The organism is Alicyclobacillus tolerans (assembly GCF_900142255.1).
Lineage (GTDB): Bacteria > Bacillota > Bacilli > Alicyclobacillales > Alicyclobacillaceae > Alicyclobacillus_I > Alicyclobacillus_I tolerans.
Genome location: NZ_FRAF01000002.1, coordinates 52517 through 76996, shown reverse-complemented (window position 1 = coordinate 76996; position 24480 = coordinate 52517). Strand labels below are relative to the sequence as shown.

Genomic DNA, 24480 nt, shown 5'->3' with positions numbered 1-24480 from the left:
GAGCGACATTGCCTCATCTATCACAAAAGGGAGGATAAGAACATGCTATTTTCGCAGGAAGACTTACAGTATACTCAAGATTTTTTGTTGCGCCTGTTAAATATTCCTAGCCCTACCGGAATGACGAAGACTGCCATTGACTTTGTTGAAGCAGAAGCCAAAAAGCTCGGAATTCAGTCGACCAGAACACATAAAGGTGCGCTTTGTTTTACCATCCAAGGAAAACAATCTGAGTCTAGCCGTTTGCTGACGGCTCATGTCGATACGCTCGGTGGCATGATTAAAGAAATTTTGCCCAGTGGACAAATGCGCATACAAAAAATTGGTGGCTATGCCTGGAGTACTATCGAAGGAGAAACTTGTCGCATTTTTTCTGAGAAAAAGACATTTACAGGCACTGTTCTCCTGGAAAACACCTCTATCCACGTTAACTCCAAAGTCAACGAAACTGAACGCACTGCTGACAATATGGTGATTGTGCTTGATGAAGTCGTACACTCAGCAGAAGATGTCAAGAAACTCGGTATCTCCGTAGGAGATTTTATCGCTTGGGATCCACGCGCTGTTTTGACTGAAAGTGGATATATCAAGAGTCGGCACTTGGATGATAAAGCGAGTGTGGCCATACTCTTTGGTGTGGTTCACGCATTGCAAAGAAACAACCGCGAATTAGCTGTAGATTGTACTTTTCTCATCTCAAACAACGAAGAGATTGGCTATGGCGGTAATTCCAACATTCCGCAACAAACTGTAGAATATGTCGCTGTAGATATGGGGGCTATTGGCAAGGGTCAGACAACAGATGAGCACTGTGTTTCCATATGTGCTATGGATGGCTCAGGACCTTACCATTTCGGATTACGTCAGCACCTTGTACATATAGCTCAACAACACCAGCTTCACTATGCAGTTGATATTTATCCACATTACAGTTCTGACGCTTCTGCAGCAGTCCGATCCGGTGCAGACATCAAGCATGGTCTGGTGGGACCCGGCGTTGCCAATTCTCATACTTATGAACGCCTGCACTCAGACGCTTTAATCCACACGTCCGAATTGCTCATTCACTACTTGCAATCACCGCTTTGCGAAGTTTAAGCATAAAGGCACGTGGATTCCGCTTAGCATGACTGAGAAATACAGAACATGCATAGAATGTTAGACACAGAGCAGTGAATGAAAGCACATCAGGAATGAGGCGGTTGTCCGCTACTCGCACACATCAGTTGCATATGGTAAAGCAGAAGCCAATGAAGAATTACCCTAATGCGAGGTGTATGAGCATGCAATTGAACACCATGCTAAAATTTGGGGGAATGGCTTTTGATGTGGCGCGCGATGAGCGAATTCAAGAATTAGTCAAAATGGTTCATCAGGGCGCAAAAAGGCGCGGACTTTACGGACAAATTCATGGACATGCGTCTGTGCCGAAACCGGCTATCCCCTTTGCTCCCAAAACTCAACAACCCATTCCGTCTCAGGCAGGTTTACCTAGTTGGCTAAATGCCGAGAATGCCAAAAAGATGTTAAGTGTGGCAAGTGATGTAGGTCAATTGCTGTTAAAGTAAAAACAGTTGTAGCCACTGTGTTCAACGAAGAGAGGAGGCTGCTGTGACGAAACGATTGTCTGTAATAGCTCCACCACAGTTCCTCTATCGTTTGTTTCATGATGTGATGCCAACGGCGCGCGCCGAATTAATGTATTGGCGCCGCCGGGCTGAAAACATTCCGGATACAGAATTGCGTGTTCAAGCACTTGCCAGTTTGACTGACAAGCGTTTTCACGCTGATGGAGGGTGTGTTTACGCAGCCGCCAAGCCTGAATCGAGAATCTTGCTCGTCAAGATTATTGTTGCATTACAAACCATCAGCGATTATTTGGACAACCTCTGTGACCGATGTCAACGCACAGATGCCAATGATTTCCGCGCATTGCACGACGCTATGCGCGATGCCGTACGTCCAGGACAAGCTCATCAAGAATACTACCGATTTCGCAAATCTTGTGATGATGGCAATTATCTGGACGATTTAGTCAGTACATGTCAAAATGCTCTGGAAAAATTGCCTGGTTATGCAGCAGTCCAACCTGATGTAGAGTGGCTTGTAGAACGATACTGCGAATTGCAAGAAACTAAGCATATTGAACCTCACTTGAGGGAAGCAGCTCTGATTGCATGGAGCCGCCCCTATCTGCGCGAATTTCCGGAAATTGAATGGTGGGAGTTTGCTGCAGCCACTGGGTCTACCTTAGGTATGTTCGCTTTATTTTTAGCCGCTACAGAGCCATTGGAATCAGATTTGGCCAACCAGGTACGGGCTGGTTATTTTCCCTGGCTTTGCGGCTTGCATATCCTACTGGATTATCTGATCGACGTAGAAGAAGATATTCGTGAAGGTGACTTTAATTTCGTGCTTTGTTACCCTTCCCCCCGCGCTGCTCGCAAAAGGTTGCGCCGTTTTATGAAAACAAGTCTATGGGTTTCTCGACGGAAGCCCTTAGAAAATAAAATTCACCAGTTTGTTGTCAAAGGTTTATTGGGGATGTATCTTTCAGATCGGAAAGCATTGCGACAAAAAGGTATTCGCAAAGCGCAATGGCTGCTGTTGCAAGCTGGCCCAACCGCCTGGATGTTCTACTGGGCTTGCCTTTTGTATCGGATCATCCGGTGATCAAGAATTTACCACTGAATCAATGTGTTTTTAGTTTGTTCGGGGATCTTCCGGCCGTTTGGTCAATGAGTTACACTGGCATAGAAGGAGTTGCTTAAGCGACAGAATCGTTTGAGTAGGGAGAGATCGTGCGTGCCTGCGATTTTTATGCCAGTACTGGTTGTCCATCTTATAGCTGTTTGTTCGAAACTTACCATTTTCTTCGCCATTCCTAGATTGCGTTCGGTAGCTGGTGTGACACGTTTCATCCAACGCTACCGCCCTTTTGAAACCACCGCCAATATTTTGTTGTGGATTACGGGCGGCTTACTCGTTCTTTTTTCCAGTCTAAAAATGCTTGAACAAGCATGGATGATTATTTCATTACTCCTCTATCTTCTGGTATTTGTCGCTATTCGTTACGGCCTATTTCGAGAGTTACAAAAAATATCTGACAGCCGCAAGATTTTGGCTGAAGCCGAATTAAAACGCTTGCGAGTCAGCAACTGGTGTATTGGTATTCTTGCTGTCGCCCTGCTTGCCATTATCGCCTATTTAATGAGTGTCCAGCCCTAATGCACAACCTCAAGCATCCCAGCATCATAGCATTCAACTCAATGGGTTTAATGACGGCGTCGCGTCATAAGCACACTCACCGTTTCAAAAATACCGGGGATAGGCGCCCCCGGTTTTTCAAGTTCCACCGTGACTTCTTCCACCAGCAGAAATCTTTCCAAAAGCACTTTCGCAACATCTTCTGCTACAGCCTCAATCAGTCGACGAGGAACTCCAGTAACAACTTCCTTTACAGTGCGATAAACAGCTGCGTAATCAACGGTATGTTTAATAGAGTCGGTAAGACCTGCCTGTTTTAAATCAATTTTTAAATTCAGATGAACGATAAACCGTTGACCTGTAACTGTCTCCTCTGGCATCACACCATGATAACCAAAAAACTGCAGACCACGTAGACGAATTTCATCCACTTGCTCATTCTCCCTTTCCTTGTCACATTGCCCTCATTCATACATCTGCTGGATGCGGCCAACTCTATGGTTCAATGCCAACCTTGCCAAATCTCTAGCGAACCATCCCAAAAAACTTCTGGCGAGTCACGGTATTTTGCCAACTCAGCCACTTCCGTCATTCTCCAGAAATTACTGCTTGGCAAATCTGGCAAGTGATGTTTTTCAATAAGACGTTCTAAAGAGGAGCGCATACTTTCAGGTCGGCTTGATTGGTTATGCCCAGCGAGCGATATTTGATAGAGCACACTGCAACCTGGTATGCGAACAGGAGATATTAGACGAGCCAAACGCAGCCATAAATCCCAGTCCCAATAATGTTCCATATTCACATCCAATCCACCAGCTCGCTCGAGAAGTGAAGAATGGACGGCAACAGCCGTAGCAAGCAAAGTATTGTAGTGTAAAAGCAGCCTTTCTCCATGCTGAAATGCAAACGTCCGACGTTCACGAACAACACCAGAAGCATCTCTAGCTACCATTTCCGCGTCTGTATAGACAAAGTTCATACCGTTTAGCAGGGCTTGGGCAAGCCGTTCTGCATGCTGAGGCAACCACCGGTCGTCATCATCACAAAAGGCAATCCATTCGCCATTGGCCCGCTCTATAGCGAGCTGACGAGCCTTTACTTGTCCAACCGGATCGCGCAACTCTAAAGCATTCACACGAAGGTTACGAGGTTTATCCAGCACCGACTGAATAGACTCGCCGCCATCGTTCACTACGCAAGCTTCAATCAGACCTTCATAAGTTTGATGAGCCAGAGCATCTAGACAAGCTGACAAGTCTGGAAGTCGATTTTTTGTAGGAATAATGACTGAGAAAGTTGATTTCTCCAACCTTAGCGTCCCCCCTTGATTTTATCCAATGAAAATGTTGGGTCGTTCACGATTCAAACTGAAGCATCCATTGATGAGATACTGCGGCACCAAACAAAGCGAGCGTGCTTGCCACATACATCCACAAAACAATAATCATTAAAATCGCCAGAGTGCCATATACCATCTCATACCGTACAAAACTCTCTGCATACCAGACAAACATCTGGCGAGCGATATCGAGAAGTACCGTTGCCACAAAGGCGCCAATCAATAACGGACGCAGTGGTGCATTATGGGTAGGTAGCATCCGATACAGAAGCACACAGGTAACAAACAGAACAAACGGAAACAGAAAATTAGTAATCGAAGGATAAGGGAGATGATGAAAGATAGAAATTCCCCAGAAAGCTGAATGGGAAAACGCCGCAGGAAACATGGCAAGCGCAATAGAAGTGACCATCATGACCAAAAGCAATAACGCAAACATGGCAAACCCTACCATACGCCGAGAAAAATAAGAGCGCGGTATCTTCACTTCAAAGATGACGTCAAGTGCCTGTTGAAGTGCAATAAAAGCGCTTGTGGCGCTCCACAGCAGCGAAATCAAGGAAAACAGCGTCACTTTAGCCCCAAGTCCAGCCAAACGTGTAATGTTGTCAGCAATAAATTTTTTCGCATCAGGAAGAGCAGGAAAAAAAGGCCTAACGGATTGAACCAAGGCGTGTTCCACCAAGTCGTTAGGAGCTAGAAAAGAGAGCGAATATAGAATTAACAACAAGAGAGGAAACATGGAGAAAAGTCCATAAAAACAAATCACTGCTGCAAGTGAGGCAATGTCTTTACGCGTCACATCCAACAACAAAGCCCAACAAAATCGTATGGTAACCTGAACTCTTTGTATCATGCCTGTACCTCTGCCCCATTCAGTTCTTTGTAAAGATGATGCAATTTTCTATCGAGTCGATGGTCTCCCACAAGTTCAAGCACAGGTTGCCAAGCTTGCGGCCAATGAGCAGTCAATAAATGAGCCTTCCCAGTATAAGGATGGACAAAGGATAAAGCGTGAGCATGCAAAAAAAATGCTTCTTTGGTTGACTCTATTGCAGAATGATGATTCACTTGTCTAGCGGAGGACAACCTAGGCTGCAGAGCACCATACAAGACATCTCCCACAACAGGACAACCCCGCGAAGAAAGATGAACCCTTATCTGATGAGTGCGTCCGGTTTTTAACTGACAAGCAAGCAATGATACTTTCTGCTGACCATAAAAGAGTGGCGAGAAGAGCGTATGATACTCTGTAACTGCTGGCTGACCGCCTTTAGATACTCGATATCGTCCCGCATGGTGGCGATCCTTTCCTATAGAATCATTCAAGGTTCCATTCAAAGGCGACAGATTTCCTTCCACCAGAGCTACATAAAGCCGACGAATTTTATGTTTTGCCAACTGATGGTCAAGCGATCGCAACATCAGCGCATGCTTGGCGTATAGTACGATGCCACTCGTACCGCGATCGAGCCTATGCACATGATAGACAAATGGACTGCCCAGTTGTATAGAAACTCGTCTATCCAATGTGTCCTCTTCTGGCCGTTCACTATGTATCAGAATACCAGCTGGTTTTTGTACGGCCAGCAAATGAGGATCTTCAAAAAGAATCTCCGCACCAGGTGACTGAGTGGATACACGCTTCAAGTCGAGTTGTTGCAGAGTCGTAGGTGGTGCAAAAGCAGATAAATCTATAACGATTCGGTCGTCTGGATATATTTTGCTTTCAGCATGCAAACGATTGGCGTCACGTGAAACGAGTCCTTGAGCATGCAGTCTACCAACGAAACCAGGAGGCAAAAACAACGCTTGTTCGAGCCATGCGCGGCTTGTACAAGGCTCATGCAAATCTCGTGCCAAGATTTCTAATTTCTGACCCTTGAGTTCCACCTTCAAGCGTTGCACCTCCTTCCTATCCATAAGATTAAAACGTAACCCATCCGTCAGCAACAGAAAGGCGCGTCGATTCACTGAACGACACGCCCCTGATGCCTGTTATGGTAAAATCTATGTCCAAGCAGTCTTCAACATGCCTCCACATGCTCAACTTCGGGTATTTGCTGGCGGATGGAGCGCTCAACTCCCATTTTCAAGGTCATCATACTGGCCGGGCATCCTACACACGCGCCAAGCAGGGAAACATAGACCGTTTTGGTCAAACTATCATAGGAAACAAACTCCACATCACCGCCATCTTGTTGAATGGCTTCCTTGATGGGAACCAACACTTCCCGAATCCGATTTTCCACATCCATATGCGCTCAACCCTCCTCACTTCGAGGCTCTACAATCTTTTCCCTAGTAGCATACCCCGAATGGCAAAAGGCTGCAACTGCTCCTGCTGATAGCTTTCTGCAGATCAGAACCACGATATGCGAAACTGGCACAGGAAAATTTCCGGTTTTTGCTCAAAAACTGGACACATGGAAAAGTCTCGCGGAGCGCATACTCTTTGTCGAAGGGGGTGGAGTTCCCATGAACAAGACAGCATTAGTTCTAGTTATCATTGGGGCACTCAACTGGCTGCTCGTTGGATTGTTCAAATTCGATCTTGTAGCAGCCCTGTTTGGTGGCACTACCGGACTTATCAGTCGTGTGGTTTATGTCATCATTGGGCTGGCTGGCCTCTATTGCATTTCCCTGCTCTTCTCTGATAGGGAAACCGTCTAGACACTCCAGCACTTATCCCCGCTAGCTGCATGCCTTCTGGCAGGCAGCTTTTTTGTTATGAGTCTTTTGTTGCGGGGACTGGCCATACGCATTGGCGCCACTCGTGCTGAACATGATGGGGAAAATCATCGACGATAAAAATTGTGCCTGGGTAAACGAGATCGGCAGATACTTGGCAACCATCCTCTTGACGAAGATGGATACGAGTTATTGACTCGGCGTGTGAACCAATAATTTTGGCAAAGACAGCCAAACCTGCTTCAATGTTGGAACCCAGAATGACGCCCGGCTTACCGAGTGCTTTTACAGTACCGCCAGCCCACACGCGACATTGGTAAACTCCCTGATGTGTAATATCCACATCCCCCGCAGCACGCAAATCAGATGACTGCGCATAAGCGCACTGTATGGCGGCCAGTTCAGCTGACACTTCCCAGTTTTCTATCACACTCAACCACTTTTCCACTTCAGTACGATGAAGTACCCAACGCTGTATTGTAGTTGATTCCAAATACGCTTGGCGCATCCATTCTCCAGCCCGGCGCAATCTCCCCAGCCAGGGACCGAGATCGAGCGTAGGGTGCGACTCTATAAATTCTTGAAATCGCGTTGGCCAAACCAGTATCTCACGATATTTATCTGCCAAAAGAGAGGCAACAATGCGCGCATGGGAAATTTCTGAACCACGCGTCTTAACTGCTTCTTGCAAGCGTTCAACGGCCGATTGAAAAATTTGCCATTCTTGTAAGAAATCCTGAAGAAAATGGTATAGTTCTTGCAGGCAATGATAGCGCAGACCCGCATACAACTCTGACTGAAAAACTCCACCCGATATGATAATTCCCGCATCTCCAACAATTTTAGCCCGTGATACAATCCCTTGGACAAAAACTTGTCCTGAAGCAGCTATTTCTACACCTTGCTCCACATTGCCACGTACCAAAACATCGCCGTCAAACTGCACATGACCCTGCTTCGCCGTAAGAGATTCATTAAATTCCAACGTGGGAGCCACATCAAGCAAATCAGGACGGTGAATTACACGTCCTCCTCGCACAGAAATGAAAACTCCTTCATCGTTTTCTGCCAGCCCATCTCCAATACGTGGCAATTTGGCAGGAGGCGTATAAGGAGGGATGGCCGTACCATAAACACTGACACCTGCCTCACCGCTTTCTTCCGGCAGACGTTTGGCTACGGAAATACCTTTTTGTACAGAAAGAATGGGACGCACTGGAACAATTCCATAGAGAGGTTCATGAACGGGCTGAACCAGAATGGTTACTCGCTCCGGCAAACCATCCACCGGCGGAGTACCGGAAGCGCAAACACAACTACCAGATTCACCGGAAGCGAGCAAACTATCAATAGCTTCCCAATCCACACCTTCAACAATTCTCTGTTCAGCAAGCAATTGTCTCACGTCGCTTCGCGTATAGGGCTGCGGCAAAACAGCTTCTTGAATGACATGCAATAGACAGACTGCAGTTGGAGGAGAATCGCCCAAGCGAAAGTGTTGCCCTTTTTGATATTCAATTTCGAGTGTAGCGTGAAGCGTATCTGGAGAGACTTGTATGCGTATCTCCCGATAAGGTTCCACATCAATGACACTGACCTGAATTTCCTGAAAGGCGTGCACCTGTACACGACCCACAACCTCCACACCGTCCACAAGCACATGCAAAGAAGGGTGACGAGCAACAATCAATGTCGGCGGCAAATCTTGTGGCTCGGCGAGTACCCGGATTTGATTATGCTCCACCTGTATGCGCCCTTGTGACAGTGTTTCTGACATCTGTGACGACTCCCTTTTATGTCCCGATCACGCTATTTTCTTTCTCCTCTCTATCAAATTCGACAAAATCCGCACGAATCCTTGCTTAAAGAATGCGTTTTTGGAAAGCAATTGAATGCGGTTCTAAACGAAATACTTCTTGAAAGCCAAGTTGCCTTGTAAAGTTGAGACTCTTTTCGTTATTCTCTTGCACAAAAACCTCAAGTACTTGAATTCCCTGTTCCTTTGCTCTCTTTTCAATACGCGCCATAACCTCGCGACCAATGCCGGATGACTGATACCGAGGCTCTAGCACCATTGCAGAGATATGCATTTTTTCTGCTGGCCCTACCAGATAGGAATAGTAGCCAATCCTTTTTCCGTCCTTTTCAATAATGACTGTTGGCGCCCCAGATTGCAGATAGTGCAGAAAAGTTGATTCTGGAAAAGGTTCACCAAATGCGTTCTGATGAATTCCTCCTAATTGTTCACTGGTCAATTTCACAATATATTCATCATCTTCTGGACGGCGCAGACGATAGGTTAACGCTGTTGGTAAACTGACGGAAGGCGTTTGACCTGTCGTTTGAGCTGTTTTTCTACCCTGCGGACGCTTTTTTTTGCGCACACTCTGTAATCCGGTAGACGTACGGCGTTTCTGTTGCATGCTAGTTCCTCCTCGCTTCGCGGGCTTCATCCAATCTCCAGTGGAGACCACTGCCCCTCGCTTCACGGGTCTCCATACAATCTGAATCGAAGACCCAGCCCAACTCACAACAGCCTATGCAAAAACATAGGCGTTGGTCCGTAGAAGAAACATTCAGCATGCAAATCCATGTAAAAAGCTGTTCTCCTGTCCATCCTGCGGATGACTTTGAGAACAGCTTTGAATTTACGATTTCACGTTTGATTTCTTATTGTTTTTGCCTTTGCTCTCCGATTTTCCTCCAGTCGTTTTGGACGACGACTTTTTTTGTTTAGAAGGCGTCGGTGCTATCACATTACCAATATAATTTCCCGCAATGTCCATTTTGTATTTATGGTTGATCTCGATTTTATCGTATTCCTGTTTGGTGGTCCGAAATGTGACTGTCTGCATCTTACTCATCTGCATTCCACGCATAGCTTGAGAGACAGTAACTCGGCCTACCACTTGATAAGATTTCATTTTCATAAATCGCGCCCAACCCTGTTGAGGTCTTTCTTTAGTAATTTTCTTATTGAGAACGAAAACTTCATGTCTTTCTTTCATAGATAGGTATTGCTCATCAAACGCTTTTTGTTTTTTCCTCGTGTAGAGAAATACACCCAGATAAACTGCGACAAAAACCACAAAAAGGATGCCAATGATTATCCAGTAACGCACACTGATTTGCCTCCTGACCGCAAGCCTGTCGGTTCTTCATTATTGTATAAACTTGCGATGGAAATGTATCCGTATTGTACCACGCTCACTGAACAACGGAAACGAGATCGGCCTATTACGCTTTTTTTCGTTCCACAGCAGGCTTGGCGTAACGTTTGGGAAACGTCTTCATCCCAATGCGCGGATGACACATTACAGTTAACTGTTCTTCACCCGTTTTGACATCTTTGCCAATTTCCAAAACAATACCTTCTCCAAACTGTGGGTGAATCACTTTATCTCCCGCTGAATAAGAGTAAATGACATCATTGGTTAATCTTTCACGCTCCACAAGTTGGGCAGGTAACTCGGCCAAAAAACGCGAAGGCTCACGCATGCTGGTCTGTCCAAAAAGAGTACGCTCGCTGCAATACGTTAAATATAACTTGTCTTTAGCTCGCGTTAACCCAACATAACAAAGGTTGCGCTCCTCTTCTATGCCCTGTTCATCATCTAGAGAACGCGCATGAGGAAACAGCGTCTCTTCCATGCCAACCAGGAAAACGACAGGAAACTCCAAGCCTTTACTCGCATGCAAAGTCATCAGTCGAACACTGTCCCGCTCCTTGCCTTTATCTTTATCCACATCACTCAGCAGAGAGACTTCCGCCAAAAACTCAGCCACTGAACCACCCCGACGCCGATCAAATGATTGGCTGACGGTCAGAAGTTCATCAATATTTTCAAGGCGCTGCTGGTCTTCTGTTTTGTTGCTCTCCGCATACATCTTGCGATAGCCTGTCCCATGAAGAACTTCGGCCAGAAATTCTGTCACACTCATGCCTTCCATCCATAGTCTAAGCTCTTCGAGTGTCTGATAGAACTGTTCAGCGGCTAATGCCGCTTTTTCTGTCAAACCTGCTTCCCGTCCAGAGGCAAGTGCCTCATACAAAGTTTTATTTTCAGCATGCGCATAGTCTAACAGTTTTCCCAGCGTACCATCACCGAGTCCACGTCTTGGTACATTGGCAATTCGCAACAAGGAAATTTCATCTTTGGGATTGACAAGAACACGTAGATAGGCAAAGACATCTTTAATTTCTCGACGATCGTAAAAAGTCAATCCTCCTACTATGGTATAAGGTATGGCTTGACTCATCAAAGCTTCTTCAATAGCCCGTGACTGAGCATTGGCACGATATAGTACAGCACAATCTCCAGGGCGTCCGCCGGATTGCAGGTGCGCTTGAATGGTGTCAGCCACATATCGCGCTTCTGCTTCGCTGTCTGTTAACTCGGCCACACGGATGGGCCAACCTCCTTCACGAACGGCTCGCAGGTTTTTTTCCTTCCGGCGTTTGTTCTGAGCAATCAAGGCATTGGCCGCATGGAGAATGGTTTCAGTAGAACGATAATTGCGTTCTAATAAGATAACCTTCGCTTCTGGAAAATCCTTCTCAAAACGCAGCATGTTTTCGATATCTGCTCCACGCCACGCATAAATCGCTTGGTCAGAATCACCAACAGCACAAAGATTACGATATTGATCAGCCAACATCCGGACAAGAAGATATTGGGCACGGTTGGTGTCCTGGTATTCATCAATATGCAGATAGCGGAATTTTTCTTGATAGTATTGGAGAACATCCGAATGATCGCGAAAAAGTTTGACCGTCAAGCCTATTAAATCATCAAAATCCATACTTGAAGCGGCAAAAAGACGATCTTGATAAACGGGATAAATTTGTGATGCTACCGCCTCTGTCAAATTTTTGGCCGATCTCGATTTGGACAATTGTGCTTCTGTCACCAATTCATTCTTCCAACGCGAGATGACAAAATGGACTGCGGCTGGATCGAATTTTTTCGGATCGTAATGTGCATCCAGTAACGACTGAGCAATTAATGCTCGTTGGTCATCACTGTCGAGAATTGTAAAATTCAAATCATAGCCCAGTCTGTCAGCATGGCGGCGAAGAATTTTTACACATATTGAATGGAAAGTCCCCATCCACAGATCGCGCGCAGCATCTCCAACCAGTTTCTGCACGCGTGTTTGCATTTCGCGAGCCGCTTTATTGGTAAACGTGATCGCCAAAATTTGATGAGGGTTAGCCAAGTGTTGGGCAAGCAAATACGCTATGCGGCGGGTAAGCACACTCGTCTTGCCACTACCTGCCCCAGCCACCACAAGCACTGGTCCCTCTGTTGTCTGAACGGCTGTACGCTGCTCATCATTGAGTCCGCCAAGCAGTTCCTCAACGCGCACGGGTATTGATGTTTTGTCTTTCATAGAGAAACAGCAACTCCTGCATGACTTTTTTTCCTGCTGCGTGTACGATGCAGATGAAGAAGAAAGCGAGGTGTACACAAATGAAAGCAGCATTGTTGGCATTTGAAGGTTGTTCTCTCTGGCAGATGGGTCAAGTCAACCAGAGTTTAACAGACGCGGGCATCGTCATTCGCACCCTAACTCCGGGAGGAAATAAAATTCGTCTGGATGGGCAGCAATGGTTGCTTGCTGATAGCGCACTGGAACCATCAGCCGCATTTGATTATACCATCGTTCTAGTACCAGGCGGGCGATATACGCCAACAGTTGCTGAAAATCCTCACGCCATCCGTTTTTTGCGCCAAGCAGACAGTCATCACGCCTGGATATTAGCTACAGGCCAAGGCGTTGGTTTATTGGCTACGGCTGGTTTGCTTGGCGGTCTGCAAGTGGCTATTGACGACGAATGTGAACAACTCTATTCCTATCGACTGCAAAATGTGCAAAAATCAAATCAAGTACTGGCTGTCCACGGAAATATTTTGAGCGCGCACGCGCATGCCGGAGCCAGTATGGCCAGTTGGTTTTACAGGCACGTTCTTTTAAACGACTATTTAAAGAAAGGATGAGAAGGCTGGCAAGAAAAAATTGGATTTGGATTATTTTATTGGCAGGTTTTCTAATCATCTATAAGTTGCATAGCACTCCGAGTGCAGAAATACCTGCACATTATAGCGACGGTTCATCTATTCGCATTCCCGTCAAAACGCAAAACGTGACAACCCAAAATGAAACTTGGACATTGACGCGAAACAGCGCTGGAGCTGCTTTTGTCAGCGTGTATAACCATCAGCGACTGGTACAGATTTTCCCAAGCTCTGGGCATCCCGAGCACCGACATCAGGATCTGGTATTTGCCACGCATGGAAATATCACCTTGAGTGGTGTTCTGTATCAAGCAGAACAGATTGTTGTCGATCCGGCAAATCAATCAGGATTTATCATTCTCAAAAAGGTTAATTAGGGTCTGCTGAACGGGTCGTGCATCAACTGGATTGGGCGGCGTGACAGTCTGGAACAACAATGCAAGAAATAGAGTCAAGAAACCGTTCAGCAGATTCTAATAAAAAGCAGAACCTAAGAACTAGGTCCTGCTCCAAGAGGAATTTTTTTGTTCTTTGTTGCGCAATTCGACACGCCGGATTTTCCCACTGGTTGTCTTCGGCAAATCTCTAACAAATTCAATTTTTCGGGGATACTTGTAAGGTGCTGTTAGTTGCTTTACATGATTTTGTAATTCCTCGACTAACCTCTCACCCAGAAATTCATCTTCCGGATTGCGCAAAACAACAAAAGCCTTGACAATATGGCCACGCTCTTCATCTGGACTGGCAACTACTGCACATTCTGCTACTTTGGGATGCTTGACTAAAGCGTCTTCAACTTCAAAGGGCCCTATTGTATATCCCGCAGATATGATGATGTCATCTGAACGACCTTCAAACCAAAGATAGCCCTCTGAGTCTTGACGACCTTTATCCCCGGTAATGTACCATTCTCCTCGAAATGCCGCCTGGGTTCGTTCTGGATCATTTAAATAGCCACGGAAAAGTGCTGGAAATGACTTATGCACAGCAATATGCCCTACTTCTCCTACCGGTAGCGGCTGACCTTCCTCATTGACTATGGCAATACGCATTCCAGGAAAAGGTTTGCCCATGGAGCCGGCACGAACTTCCATATCTTTGAGCGTACCCACCAAAAGACTATTCTCCGTTTGACCGTAACCATCTCGAACTAAAACTGAAAATTCTCTCTGAAATGTATCAATAACCTCACGATTTAGAGGTTCTCCGGCAGAACAGGCTGATCTTAACTTTAACTGGAACCTTTGCAAACCATTCACTTTGGCCATCAAACGATATTCTGTAGGTGTCGCACAAAGTAAAGTGATTCCGTAATCATTCAGCAATTGCAAATAAGTTTCGGGTTGAAAACGTCCGGTATAAACAAACCCTGTGGCGCCATTGCCAAGCACCGAAACAAATGGACTCCACACCCATTTAGCCCATCCAGGACCAGCTGTAGCCCAAGCTAAATCTTCAGGTTTCGCATCAAACCAGTATGTTCCTGCTACTTTTAAATGTTCTCGAGGCCAACTGTATACGTGCTGAACTCCTTTAGGACCACCCGTCGTACCACTGGTATAGGAAAGAAAAGCCAATGCTTCATCATCCATAGGTTGAACCAGTGGATGATGAGAAACTCCTTGCACAATGTCATCTAACGATTTCCAACCTTCATGCGCCACTCCAGCCACAAAGCGATATTTGACCGGTTGTTGCTCAAGCGCCTTTTCAGCCTCAGAAAGCAGTCCTTCATCCGCAATGACAGCTTCTACACCAGCATGTTGGAGTCGATAGACTATATCATGAGAACGCAACATTTCCGAGCCTGGCAATATTGTGGCACCGATTCGCAATAAGGCCAAATAGACAGTGTATGGCAAAATACCACGCGGCAATAGTACAAGTACTCGTGAACCCATATGCAAACCCTGCAGTTGTAACGCTCTAGCTAGTTGAGAACTGTGCGCAGTCAACTCAGCATATGTAAGGTGGCTTTCCTTTCTATTTTCGTCCACACAAATCAAGGCTAGCTTATTTCCAGCTAATTGGGCAATTTCATCAATTTTCTCGGCAAAATTATATGTCACATAACCATCTCCAAAGGAATGATTTTCTATGACTATGTATTCAATCTACCTTATTTAACGCTACACGGAAAAGAAAATTTGGTCAATATTGAATAGTAGAAAATTTTTATGGGAGCATTTATGTATGAGACGTTGAAGGAAAAACAAACTAATTCAGTAACATGTGCAGATTCGATGCGATTTGCGACAATTTCAAATGAATGGCAGGAGGTCTTCATGAAAAACTATCGATACGTTTATCGCTCTATTCAAACTGGCGCTTTTTTTTCTGTCGTCTTAGGATTGATGTTGCCAAACATCGCTTCCGCTAAGGATAGCCCATCAACTTCCTCCTACCGGCTTGAAGTTTCTCTTTCTTCACAACATGTGCTCGTCTATCAGGGAGATCGGCTGCTGGCCGACATGTTAGCGTCAACAGGCAGTCCGCATGAAAAAACACCTCTTGGCCACTTTCACATTCAAGCAGAACGCGGGGTATGGTTTTACTCACCTTTATACAATGAGGGAGCAAAATACTGGATTTCCTTTAAAAATCACGGAGAATTTCTGTTTCACAGTATTCCCATGGATATCCACCAGCACATTTTAAAATCAGAGGCGCAAAAATTAGGTCAACCAGCTTCACACGGCTGCGTGCGTCTCTCCCTGAAAGACGCTCAATGGCTGTATACACATATTCCTAATGGAACAGACGTATACATTCACCCCTAGCTTTCGTCTATATCGACATGCCTTTTTGACCCATCTGATCACACTTAGAATAAGGGTAATCTTGAATCACTGTTGCGAGTTTTCTGTATTTCGTTGACAGCTGCTTCGGAAAGCATACGCAAAACCACATCATCCATAGGCGGATTATGCAATCCCGCGCGCACGTCACGATAAAACCGTTCTAAAGGATAAGAACGGGAAAGACTTTGTGCCCCCACTACACGCATAGCGAGATCGACCACATCCATCGCAGCTTGGACAGCAATTGTCTTGACCGTACCAAGAGCAGGCCTCAATGTAGGACGATCCGATTTACTCGCTCTATCCCATCGTCTCGCCATGTCGTACATCAACGTTCGAGCGCTTAACAATTTCATTTCCATCTGTCCCAATTTTTCTTGGATATGCGGGACATGCGAAATGGGTTGGGCTAGACTATTAGGCCGATACTCCGCAGCATAGCGGACAGCAAAATCTCTGGCAGCCATTGCAATACCAAGATAACAAGCCGGAATATGCAACATCCAACCGCCACCATCACGATTGCGCGGTGATTTTTCTCCCGGCTTTAAGCGTGCAACTAAATAACGATGGGGCACAAAAATATTTTCCATGACAATATCATGACTTCCTGTTGCTCTCATACCCATCATATTCCATGTTTCTACAATTTGGACTTGATTGCCGGTAATGAGAAATTCGCCGACATCTTCAGAATCTTCAATACCAGCTGTAATTAGAATCCAGTGTAATTCAGGAGAAAGTGTGCTAAACGTTTTTCGACCAGTCAATAGAAATCCATCTTCCACTTGCCTGGCAGTTGTTTGCGGTCGTCCGCCGCGACTTGGACTTCCTGTGGCAGGTTCCGTTGCGCAAGAGTTCATGAGCCAGCCGTTTTGAACAGCGGTTGTAGCAACTTCCGCAAACACTTCTTCTGGTAATGCGTCGGTGGCTGATAAATTCAGGAACAAGCCCATATGCCAACCAATCGCAAGCGCGGTAGACCCATCGCCCTGAGCTAATTCTTCTTGATGAGCCAGCAATTCATATAATGATAAACCGAGACCACCATACATTTCTGGAACTGTCCAACTCACATAACCCGCCTGTCGCAGTGCTGCAATATTTTCGTGGGGAAATGATGAATCTGTATCGTGAAGTGCTGCCCGATTTGAGAACTGCTGCGACAATTCACGAATGATTTTGAAACGCTTTAACGCCTTTTCATCATCCAAAAACCAATGAAGTTGACTCATACTCCCACCTCATTTTGGAATGCTTGCCTTCTTTCTCGAATAAACAGACTGCCTATCACGCCGAGCAAGGTAAAACCTGTGGGTACCAAAAAGGCAACCGCATATGCCGTATGGATACCTTGGCGAAGGTGAGCATCATACAGTGCGCCAAACAGTACAGGTAAAAGAACTGCTGATAAAAAGCCGCCCGTATTGGCAAATCCAGAAGTCACACCAGCACGCTCTGCAGGAGTCTGATCTCGAATCACGGCAAACGTCAGCAAACTACCTCCCGATCCCAATCCGAGTACAAACATAAGCATATAGGCAATCAGTACGGGTGGTTGCCCAGCAAAAAGCGGAACAGACAGCCAAGAGAGACAAATGAACACTTGCAGGACAATATAGGTACCACGGCGCGAACCGATACGGTCAGTCAGCGTACCCGCAAGCGGGCCACCGATCAAGGCACCTACAAAGGCTGTCAAAGTAAACGTTGTGGCTAAAGAACGGTTGACTGCATACGTATGTTCAAAATAAGGAACAGCCCAAAGCCCCACAAAACCGATATACGTTCCAACCGCTGAAAAATGGCAAAAAAACGTAGCCCAAGCATTTCTGTCTTGAATCACAGTAGATAAAATGCTTCGAATGGGAACAGGTTTAATTTTAAACTGCTCTGGTTGATCCGATAGGACAGACACCCTATCCAAGGTTGGCCTTTTTTTCCGAATCACTGCAAAATCAAATACGGCCGTGATGACGAGCAAAATTCCAAGAAGAGCAAAAGGTTCACGCCAACCAGCAACTGTCGTCCAGGCGGCAAACGGAATCGTGGTCAACAATGCCCCCACATTTCCTGCTGTGGACACAATACCAAGTAAAGCGCCAAATTGAGACGGGAGAAAGTAGCCTCCGATGATCAATACAATATTCACCCAAATGAGCGCATCACCTAAGCCAACGACAGCTCTACCGACTAGAAGCATGGCAAACTGGTGGCTATCCGCAAAACAAAGCGTTCCTATGCCGTCTAAACAAACGCCGGCTGCCAGAAGCTTCTCAGGGCCAAGTTTGTCTCCAGAAAGCCCAACTGGAATCTGCAAAATCATATAAAGCAAATATTGCACGCTGGTCATTGTGCCTAATACAGCGCCACTTACATGGAAAGTATGCTGCAAAGTGGTCGACACAACACCCGGTCCTGTCCGTTGCATAAAAGCCAATAGATAAGACATACAGAGAAGTAGCCCTATCCAAAATCTTTTCCCCAACATAGTCTGAATTCGAGCTTGCCAGGGCATGTTCTTTCACCTCTCTCGGCAAGTCAAACGGCGCCCCGGAATATTTTCCGGATCGCCGTCGCCTGCTCTCCCAGCTCTTTTTCTTTTCTTACACTTGATATATATCGCTCATTTTTTGTTGCAAGTAACGAATGAGATAATCTGCAGACAGCGGTTTCCCTGTAGCCTGCTCGATCAATTCGCTTGGTAAAAGCACTTTTCCGTGGCTATGCACTCGAGTTGAAAACCATTCCAAGACTTGCGAGAAATCCCCTTCTGACCACTGTTCTTCAATATCGGGAATTTCTTTGTAAAGCGTCTCTCGAAACTGAGCTGCGTATAGATTGCCAAGCGAATAAGTGGGAAAATATCCAAAATCCCCCCCCGACCAGTGTACATCCTGCAAAACGCCCAGCGCGTCGTTTGGCGTCTCAAGTCCTAGATAATCGCGAACCTTTTCATTCCAGAGTCGAGGCAAATCACCAACTTCACACGTTTCTTCAAAAAGTGCACGTTCAATTTCATAACGAATCATAATGTGTAAATTATAAGTCAATTCATCTGCCTCAATACGAATGAGTGATGGCTCAACATGGTTTGCTGCTTGATATAGAGTCTCAAGATGGACATCAGCAAACAATCCAGGAAATGCTGCTTGAAAGTCTCCATAAATCGCCTGCAGAAAAGACCGGGATCGACCCAACATGTTTTCCCAGAAACGAGATTGAGATTCATGAATACCCATAGAAGCTCCATGACAAAGCGGTGTACCAATCAGTTCAGCACTGACGTGCTGTTCGTAAAGAGCGTGGCCGCCCTCGTGTAAGGTGCTGTACATAGCGTTCAATACGTCATCGAGAACAAACTTGGTGGTTACGCGCACATCATAATGATTGAGGGATTCCTCAAAAGGGTGAGCGGTCTCATCCAAACGTCCAGCCTGAAAATCATATCCAATTCGTTCCAAAAGTTTTTCACTAAAATGACGTTGCTGATGAATCGGCGCTTCCCGACGCAACGAAACAGGGAATTTAGGAAAACCTTTCTCGCCGATCCGTTGTACCAAATCAACGGTAGCCTCCCGCAGTTGTTTAAAAATCGGATCTATTTTGGCTACTGTCAGTCCTGGCTCATATAAATTGAGCAAAGTGTCGTAAGGGTGATTTTGAATCCCCCAATATTGAATAAATTCTCGCTTAAAAGCGATGATTTTTTCCAAATAAGGCTTTAAAAGACTAAAATTAGCCTGTTTTTTAGCCTCTTCCCATACAGATTGCGATTTAGCAACAAGCATGACATACGCTTGGTGCCGTTCGGGAGGGATTTTTTTGCTGCGCTCATACGTTTCACGCACCACGCGAAGCAGAGCGCGATCGACCTGAGACAGTTCCGCTTCCGCACTAGTCAGTTCATTCAGATAACGGCCCATATTTTCACTGGTTAACATGGCGAAAATCTTTGCCGACAGTGTTCCGAGCGCTTCCGCACGCAATTCATGTCCTTTTTTGGGTGCTCCAGTACGTAAATCCCATTCCATCAGCCGTGTAGCTTCCTCGTAATGTCCAATTTCTCGCAGTTCACTTCGAAACTTTTGCAGTAAACTCTGCAAGTCCTGATTCATATAGAAAATTCCTCCTCACCTGGTTTGTAGAGCATTTTCCCTATGAGATATCACTGTCAAAAGTCACGGCAAGATGTACTTGTTTTCATCCTTTTCTCCTGTGGCTATCAGAGCATTGTAATGACTGATGTAATCGCTCCAACTTCCCGGATAGAGACGAATCTGGCGAAGCCCAGCCCGACGCAAAGCAAAAATCAACGAGCAAGCCGTTACTCCAGACCCGCAATAAGCAATAACTGGCGTATCTTCAGACAGTTGCAAAGAGGCAACAATTTCTTTTGCTTCTTGCGGCGACTTCCATGTCCCATCGCTATGAAGGAAATGCGTCCAAGGTAAATTTTTGGCCGTTGGTATATGACCAGCCACGGCATCAATAGGCTCGGATTCACCACGAAAACGAACCGCGTCACGAGCATCCAGCAACTGAAACAACCCATTGCCTGCTTCTGCAAGGGAAGCAACTTCCTCATAATCGACAGTCCAACCTTGCATCGGCATAGCTGTAAAAGTTTGACGCGTCTTCTGCTCTTCTCCTTGTCGAAGCGGGTACCCAGCCCTCAACCAAGCACCTATTCCGCCATCTAGCAAAAACACATGCTGATGTCCAAGATAAGTCAATAACCACCATGCACGAGCCGCCATACCCTGATTATCATCGTAAACCACAATAAGGCAGTCCTGATGAATTCCCTTCTCTGCAAAACAGGCAACTAAATCGTCTATTTCAGGCAAGGGGTGACGTCCACCCGGACGAGCTGCTGGCTTCGACAATTCCTTTTCCAAATCAATATATACTGCGCCAGGAATATGACCCTTTTGATACATTTCCAAACCCGCTTCTGGTTTCCCAAGTCGAAACCGCGCATCAAGCACAACGATATCTTCTTGTTGCTGCATAGCAGCATGCAATTGTTCTACAGAAATGAGCAATCCTAGTCACATCCTTTGCAGACCGAGACTATTCCTGAACGGGATGTCTTGCTACCTTCCCTGCCCCCGCTTGATCGGTCGGTTTGACCACAATCATGTCAATATTGACATGTTGTGGCCGAGTAGCGGTATAAACCACACAATCGGCAATATCAGAGGCCGTCAGAGGCTGCATACCTGCATAGACCGCATCTGCCTTGCTTTTATCACCGTGATAGCGAACAACAGAAAATTCCGTTTCAACCATGCCTGGATCAATCGTACTGACACGAATCGGTTGACCCAGCAATTCTTGACGCAAAGCGTCTGTTATAGCTCGAACAGCAAATTTGCTGCCGCAGTACACAGAGCCTCCTGCATATGCCTCATGTCCAGCAATTGAGCCAATATTGATGATATGTCCACTACTGCTTGTCTGGATATGCGGTAAAAACAATCTTGTCATTCGCAATACACCCATAACATTGGTTTCCAACATCTCTTGCCAATCCGTTTCATCTGTCACTTCAGCCACATGCGCAGTGCCTCGAGCCAAACCAGCATTGTTGACCAATATATTTACTTGTTGGAAATGTCCAACGACACCCTTGACAAACGCCTCAGCACTCTCCCGCCTTGTCACATCCAATTCAGCTATGTATACTTCAGTCTTCCATCGCTCTGCGATTTGCTGAGCCACTTGCTCAAGACGTTCTTTGCGTCGCGCACCTAACGCCAAACGAAAGCCAGCTTCCGCCATACCATAGGCAATAGCTTCACCGATTCCTGAACTTGCTCCAGTAATGACAGCAACGCGATTTTGTCCCTGAAATCCCATAAACAAAACCTCCCCTCTCTATTGTAAACCAAACTCAGCCCCTGCCAAGTGTTCAAGAATTCACCGTTTTCTTTCATACTGGTATACTCATATCATGAGACCTTGGACTGATTACAGCACCCTTATTTTTGATCTTGACGGAACATTATTGTCGTCTGCTTCCTTCATCCTGCCAATTTACAAAAAAATCATTGCCCAATATGGCGGCAAAGCGCCGGATGACCTAACCATGACGCGCACATTCGGGTTGCCCGATGAGCAAATCTGGGAAATATTGATGCCCAACTCAACTGGGCAAATTCGTAGGCAGGCTGAGACAGACTGCGGAAAAGAGGTAGCTTTTACCCTGTCTCATTGCGATATTCTTTTTCCTGAAACAAGGTTTACTTTAGAAGCCCTAAAACAAGCAGGTTATACTTTGACCACAGCTAGTAATTGCGGTTGTAATTACTTAGACGCTGTTCTGTCAACCCAACACCTTGATACGTTATTTACGCTTCCACTTTGCCTGGAAAGCGTTCACGGTAAACGAAAAGCGGATATTTTGCGTGCACACTGCAAAGTATTCGATATAGAGAGTATGGTGATGATAGGTGATCGACAGAGCGACGTTGAGGCTGCGAAAGAAATTGGAATTCCTTGTATAGGTTGCGCATTTGGATTTGGACATGATGACGAATTGACAAACGCAGACGTAATTATCACGAATTTGTCACAATTGCTCACCTTATTCAAGGTTCAGAATGAACGGCCCTAACGTAACTTAGATGACGCGACTTTGTAACATTTCGCAAAGTCAAAACGTCTAACAGAGTAGAGAAATAAATATGAGAAAAACCGCCTTGACCATAACGAAGCCATCGGGCTTGAGCGGGGATCCAACTGAGCTATGAGCAGTTTGGAGAGGGGTGTCTGTATGACCAACAAAATCCTTCACTGGTATCGAATGATTGGGCAGGAACGTCCTGTCGATTCGTCACAAGAAAAAAATCGTTCCATTATTACTTATGTAGAAGCTTCTTCGCCAAAGCGAGTGATTCGAGAATATGGTGGTCTTCATCGTATTTTAAGTTATGCGGGTGAGATGATTGTTGTCGATTATCCGCAACATCCAAATCACTTGGAGATCCTAGAAAAAAACTGGCATCCCCCCACTTTAAAATCAATGATTCGGCAAGTCGATCCGATGACACTAGAAAGATATATCCCCGCCATTCGTTATCTATGCACTTGTGGACGGATGCATATATCTGAACATCCGTACCCTTCTGTATGGTGTACTTGCGGACAGCGGGCTTATCCAGTGGAACCTAAATCTCCAGAAAACATTTTACCTAGCCAGGACAGCCATTTGACTCATTAATCAGCTATTGAAAATTGCGAAGGGACGGGCAGAGGTTCAATCTCTGCCCGGACTGTATCCCTCTGCATACCATACGCAGGCACAGCACCACTCTGCCACTCAATAATTGCCAAAGCGGAGTCTTCATTCATCTATTTGAAACACTTTTTGCTTTTTCTGCTTACTCTATCATCTAACGCTGTTTCTCCCACATCGATGGCGGCAACTTGCCCACCGACTCCAACAGGAGAGAATATAAATCTTTTTGTAGAGCTTCTTCCAAAGAGATACTCAACAATTTACATATATCTTCCAATCGATAAGATTCTTTTCGTAATGTACGCATGGCTTTTTCCCACTGTTGTAAATGAGGCCCATGATAGTCAACCAGAACTTCCCATTTCTGAGGATCGATTTGCATGCAACATTCCATCATGTCACTGACCACTTCAACAGTCGCCCCTTGCGCTCCCCTTTCAAAGAGTCGCTGACGAAAAACATGTTTGATGAGCGCTTCTTCAGAGAATTCAAAGAGAAAGGGCGGCATGATATAGCCCACAGGCAATTTGGCACGCGCCGCCTGCATTTGTTCAACCCGATCCGTTTTAGCCAATTGAATAACACGACGAATGCGGTCCAGTTCTTCCGCATACTCTTCTTCATTCCTCGCCTCTACAGGCAATTCAAACCCCCAGGGCACATTAGCTCGCTGCCCACCAGCAATCCGAGTGGGTCGACCGACCGTATAAGTTACCAGATGATCGTAAACCGGTTTGCCAATACCAATAAACAGAAAGAGTATGGTTTCCCCTCGAATCGGTTCGTAGGAATGTCCAGCAGATACCATGCTTTTCAAAAACCGTTCTGTATTCGCCATATCTTTATATTTGCCAAGATATAGGCTTGCCTTGAAAGCTGATGAAAGTCGTTGTTCATCAGTAGCCCTTAGAGCTATCACTCGTCCATGTTGAACCACATTCCAACCTTCGTCGACATAACACAGGTTAATAAATTTTTCGATCCCGTCCATATGTTCATCAATAGGTACTACATCTTGTAAAAATTTTAATCTTGGATGTTCCAAGATAACTTGGCGATTGATTTGAAACATTTGATTCTCTCCAATCCTGTTTGAACACTCGCTGCAGCGGAAATTACCAGTATAATCATCTTGAGTTTCGACAAAAAGAACGCGTATCCTCCAGTCACCCTATG

Annotated in this window: 27 protein-coding genes; 10 read left to right on the top strand and 17 right to left on the bottom strand. The window is 45.7% G+C overall.

The genetic code is table 11. The annotated features are described in order from the left end of the window. The first annotated feature begins 42 nt into the window (after positions 1–42). From BUA75_RS01600 to BUA75_RS01585, 4 genes are all read left to right on the top strand, one after another. Positions 43–1098 carry a M42 family metallopeptidase gene (locus BUA75_RS01600; protein ID WP_072872834.1) on the top strand — a complete coding sequence of 352 codons (1056 nt, stop codon included), beginning with the start codon at positions 43–45 and terminating at the stop codon, positions 1096–1098. A gap of 185 nt (positions 1099–1283) precedes the next feature. Continuing rightward, positions 1284–1568, top strand: a complete 285-nt coding sequence (locus BUA75_RS01595) for a hypothetical protein (RefSeq protein ID WP_072872833.1) — start codon at positions 1284–1286, stop codon at positions 1566–1568. A gap of 43 nt (positions 1569–1611) precedes the next feature. Next, the gene (locus tag BUA75_RS01590; protein ID WP_242650225.1) at positions 1612–2673 is read left to right on the top strand and encodes a tetraprenyl-beta-curcumene synthase family protein; all 1062 of its coding nucleotides are present in this window, start codon (positions 1612–1614) and stop codon (positions 2671–2673) included. A 132-nt stretch (positions 2674–2805) separates the two neighbouring features. Further along, positions 2806–3228: a DUF2269 family protein gene (locus tag BUA75_RS01585; protein ID WP_072872832.1), complete on the top strand. Its 423-nt coding sequence runs from the start codon at positions 2806–2808 to the stop codon at positions 3226–3228. Between the two features lie 47 nt (positions 3229–3275). Here the strand turns inward: BUA75_RS01585 and folB are convergent, their stop codons facing one another. The 5 genes from folB to BUA75_RS01560 form a co-directional block, all read right to left on the bottom strand. Further along, complete coding sequence (gene folB / locus BUA75_RS01580; protein ID WP_072872831.1) at positions 3276–3638, bottom strand: dihydroneopterin aldolase; 363 nt, start codon at positions 3636–3638, stop codon at positions 3276–3278. Between the two features lie 71 nt (positions 3639–3709). Further along, positions 3710–4516: a glycosyltransferase family 2 protein gene (locus BUA75_RS01575; protein WP_072872830.1), complete on the bottom strand. Its 807-nt coding sequence runs from the start codon at positions 4514–4516 to the stop codon at positions 3710–3712. Between the two features lie 46 nt (positions 4517–4562). Next, positions 4563–5402: a YihY/virulence factor BrkB family protein gene (locus BUA75_RS01570; protein ID WP_072872829.1), complete on the bottom strand. Its 840-nt coding sequence runs from the start codon at positions 5400–5402 to the stop codon at positions 4563–4565. Then, complete coding sequence (locus tag BUA75_RS01565) at positions 5399–6520, bottom strand: RluA family pseudouridine synthase (RefSeq protein ID WP_083574001.1); 1122 nt, start codon at positions 6518–6520, stop codon at positions 5399–5401. The genes BUA75_RS01570 and BUA75_RS01565 overlap by 4 nt, the downstream gene beginning before the upstream one ends. Positions 6521–6573: 53 nt before the next feature. Then, positions 6574–6804, bottom strand: a complete 231-nt coding sequence (locus BUA75_RS01560; RefSeq protein ID WP_072872827.1) for a NifU family protein — start codon at positions 6802–6804, stop codon at positions 6574–6576. A 220-nt stretch (positions 6805–7024) separates the two neighbouring features. Between BUA75_RS01560 and BUA75_RS01555 the strand changes: the two genes are divergently transcribed. Next, complete coding sequence (locus BUA75_RS01555; RefSeq protein ID WP_072872826.1) at positions 7025–7219, top strand: DUF378 domain-containing protein; 195 nt, start codon at positions 7025–7027, stop codon at positions 7217–7219. 55 nt (positions 7220–7274) lie between these two features. On the opposite strand, the gene BUA75_RS01550 is transcribed toward BUA75_RS01555, so the two are convergent. From BUA75_RS01550 to BUA75_RS01535, 4 genes are all read right to left on the bottom strand, one after another. Further along, positions 7275–9014: a FapA family protein gene (locus BUA75_RS01550; RefSeq protein WP_072872825.1), complete on the bottom strand. Its 1740-nt coding sequence runs from the start codon at positions 9012–9014 to the stop codon at positions 7275–7277. An 85-nt stretch (positions 9015–9099) separates the two neighbouring features. After that, entirely contained in the window at positions 9100–9660 is a 561-nt protein-coding gene (locus BUA75_RS01545; RefSeq protein ID WP_072872824.1) for a GNAT family N-acetyltransferase, read from the bottom strand. A 225-nt stretch (positions 9661–9885) separates the two neighbouring features. Then, complete coding sequence (locus BUA75_RS01540) at positions 9886–10359, bottom strand: hypothetical protein (RefSeq protein ID WP_072872823.1); 474 nt, start codon at positions 10357–10359, stop codon at positions 9886–9888. A gap of 115 nt (positions 10360–10474) precedes the next feature. After that, on the bottom strand, positions 10475–12631 hold the full coding sequence (locus BUA75_RS01535; protein WP_072872822.1) for an ATP-dependent helicase: 2157 nt from the start codon (positions 12629–12631) through the stop codon (positions 10475–10477). Between the two features lie 80 nt (positions 12632–12711). Between BUA75_RS01535 and BUA75_RS01530 the strand changes: the two genes are divergently transcribed. Together BUA75_RS01530 and BUA75_RS01525 are read left to right on the top strand one after the other, a co-directional pair. Continuing rightward, entirely contained in the window at positions 12712–13239 is a 528-nt protein-coding gene (locus tag BUA75_RS01530) for a DJ-1/PfpI family protein (RefSeq protein WP_072872821.1), read from the top strand. Between the two features lie 38 nt (positions 13240–13277). Then, complete coding sequence (locus BUA75_RS01525; protein ID WP_165611919.1) at positions 13278–13634, top strand: hypothetical protein; 357 nt, start codon at positions 13278–13280, stop codon at positions 13632–13634. Positions 13635–13754: 120 nt separating this feature from the next. Here BUA75_RS01525 and BUA75_RS01520 read toward each other — a convergent pair whose 3' ends face one another. After that, positions 13755–15326 carry an acetate--CoA ligase gene (locus BUA75_RS01520; RefSeq protein WP_072872819.1) on the bottom strand — a complete coding sequence of 524 codons (1572 nt, stop codon included), beginning with the start codon at positions 15324–15326 and terminating at the stop codon, positions 13755–13757. Positions 15327–15542: 216 nt separating this feature from the next. Here BUA75_RS01520 and BUA75_RS01515 point away from each other — a divergent pair, with 216 nt between their 5' ends. Further along, the gene (locus BUA75_RS01515; protein ID WP_165611918.1) at positions 15543–16037 is read left to right on the top strand and encodes a L,D-transpeptidase; all 495 of its coding nucleotides are present in this window, start codon (positions 15543–15545) and stop codon (positions 16035–16037) included. A gap of 44 nt (positions 16038–16081) precedes the next feature. Here BUA75_RS01515 and BUA75_RS01510 read toward each other — a convergent pair whose 3' ends face one another. The 5 genes from BUA75_RS01510 to BUA75_RS01490 all read right to left on the bottom strand — a co-directional run bounded on the left by BUA75_RS01510 (position 16082) and on the right by BUA75_RS01490 (position 21923). Continuing rightward, the gene (locus tag BUA75_RS01510; RefSeq protein ID WP_072872817.1) at positions 16082–17293 is read right to left on the bottom strand and encodes an acyl-CoA dehydrogenase family protein; all 1212 of its coding nucleotides are present in this window, start codon (positions 17291–17293) and stop codon (positions 16082–16084) included. Further along, positions 17290–18576: an MFS transporter gene (locus BUA75_RS01505; protein ID WP_083573998.1), complete on the bottom strand. Its 1287-nt coding sequence runs from the start codon at positions 18574–18576 to the stop codon at positions 17290–17292. Before BUA75_RS01505 ends, BUA75_RS01510 begins: the two co-directional genes overlap by 4 nt. Before the next feature lie 88 nt (positions 18577–18664). Further along, entirely contained in the window at positions 18665–20176 is a 1512-nt protein-coding gene (locus BUA75_RS01500) for a carboxypeptidase M32 (RefSeq protein WP_072872816.1), read from the bottom strand. A 63-nt stretch (positions 20177–20239) separates the two neighbouring features. Next, positions 20240–21106: a sulfurtransferase gene (locus tag BUA75_RS01495; RefSeq protein ID WP_072872815.1), complete on the bottom strand. Its 867-nt coding sequence runs from the start codon at positions 21104–21106 to the stop codon at positions 20240–20242. A gap of 28 nt (positions 21107–21134) precedes the next feature. Continuing rightward, the gene (locus BUA75_RS01490) at positions 21135–21923 is read right to left on the bottom strand and encodes an SDR family NAD(P)-dependent oxidoreductase (protein WP_072872814.1); all 789 of its coding nucleotides are present in this window, start codon (positions 21921–21923) and stop codon (positions 21135–21137) included. A gap of 94 nt (positions 21924–22017) precedes the next feature. Here BUA75_RS01490 and BUA75_RS01485 point away from each other — a divergent pair, with 94 nt between their 5' ends. Both BUA75_RS01485 and BUA75_RS01480 read left to right on the top strand, forming a co-directional pair. Further along, entirely contained in the window at positions 22018–22680 is a 663-nt protein-coding gene (locus BUA75_RS01485; protein WP_072872813.1) for an HAD family hydrolase, read from the top strand. Positions 22681–22839: 159 nt separating this feature from the next. Further along, on the top strand, positions 22840–23286 hold the full coding sequence (locus BUA75_RS01480; protein ID WP_072872812.1) for a hypothetical protein: 447 nt from the start codon (positions 22840–22842) through the stop codon (positions 23284–23286). Here BUA75_RS01480 and BUA75_RS16350 read toward each other — a convergent pair. Both BUA75_RS16350 and BUA75_RS01475 read right to left on the bottom strand, forming a co-directional pair. After that, a complete protein-coding gene (locus BUA75_RS16350) occupies positions 23283–23417 on the bottom strand; it encodes a hypothetical protein (protein WP_278247822.1) in 135 nt (44 codons plus the stop codon). The two genes, BUA75_RS01480 and BUA75_RS16350, sit on opposite strands and share 4 nt — an antisense overlap. A 41-nt stretch (positions 23418–23458) precedes the next feature. After that, positions 23459–24376, bottom strand: coding sequence for a hypothetical protein (locus BUA75_RS01475; RefSeq protein ID WP_072872811.1), 918 nt, complete (start codon positions 24374–24376; stop codon positions 23459–23461). Positions 24377–24480: the final 104 nt, after the last annotated feature.

Coding starts and splice junctions, on each gene's coding strand:
- BUA75_RS01485 (WP_072872813.1), top strand. CDS start 22,018: ATGAGACCTTGGACTGATTACAGCACCCTTATTTTTGATCTTGACGGA.
- BUA75_RS16350 (WP_278247822.1), bottom strand. CDS start 23,417: ATGAATGAAGACTCCGCTTTGGCAATTATTGAGTGGCAGAGTGGTGCT.
- BUA75_RS01480 (WP_072872812.1), top strand. CDS start 22,840: ATGACCAACAAAATCCTTCACTGGTATCGAATGATTGGGCAGGAACGT.
- BUA75_RS01500 (WP_072872816.1), bottom strand. CDS start 20,176: ATGAATCAGGACTTGCAGAGTTTACTGCAAAAGTTTCGAAGTGAACTG.
- BUA75_RS01530 (WP_072872821.1), top strand. CDS start 12,712: ATGAAAGCAGCATTGTTGGCATTTGAAGGTTGTTCTCTCTGGCAGATG.
- BUA75_RS01490 (WP_072872814.1), bottom strand. CDS start 21,923: ATGGGATTTCAGGGACAAAATCGCGTTGCTGTCATTACTGGAGCAAGT.
- BUA75_RS01475 (WP_072872811.1), bottom strand. CDS start 24,376: ATGTTTCAAATCAATCGCCAAGTTATCTTGGAACATCCAAGATTAAAA.
- BUA75_RS01555 (WP_072872826.1), top strand. CDS start 7,025: ATGAACAAGACAGCATTAGTTCTAGTTATCATTGGGGCACTCAACTGG.
- BUA75_RS01505 (WP_083573998.1), bottom strand. CDS start 18,576: ATGCCCTGGCAAGCTCGAATTCAGACTATGTTGGGGAAAAGATTTTGG.
- BUA75_RS01545 (WP_072872824.1), bottom strand. CDS start 9,660: ATGCAACAGAAACGCCGTACGTCTACCGGATTACAGAGTGTGCGCAAA.
- BUA75_RS01515 (WP_165611918.1), top strand. CDS start 15,543: ATGAAAAACTATCGATACGTTTATCGCTCTATTCAAACTGGCGCTTTT.
- BUA75_RS01570 (WP_072872829.1), bottom strand. CDS start 5,402: ATGATACAAAGAGTTCAGGTTACCATACGATTTTGTTGGGCTTTGTTG.
- BUA75_RS01535 (WP_072872822.1), bottom strand. CDS start 12,631: ATGAAAGACAAAACATCAATACCCGTGCGCGTTGAGGAACTGCTTGGC.
- BUA75_RS01560 (WP_072872827.1), bottom strand. CDS start 6,804: ATGGATGTGGAAAATCGGATTCGGGAAGTGTTGGTTCCCATCAAGGAA.
- BUA75_RS01595 (WP_072872833.1), top strand. CDS start 1,284: ATGCAATTGAACACCATGCTAAAATTTGGGGGAATGGCTTTTGATGTG.
- BUA75_RS01510 (WP_072872817.1), bottom strand. CDS start 17,293: ATGAGTCAACTTCATTGGTTTTTGGATGATGAAAAGGCGTTAAAGCGT.
- BUA75_RS01550 (WP_072872825.1), bottom strand. CDS start 9,014: ATGTCAGAAACACTGTCACAAGGGCGCATACAGGTGGAGCATAATCAA.
- BUA75_RS01600 (WP_072872834.1), top strand. CDS start 43: ATGCTATTTTCGCAGGAAGACTTACAGTATACTCAAGATTTTTTGTTG.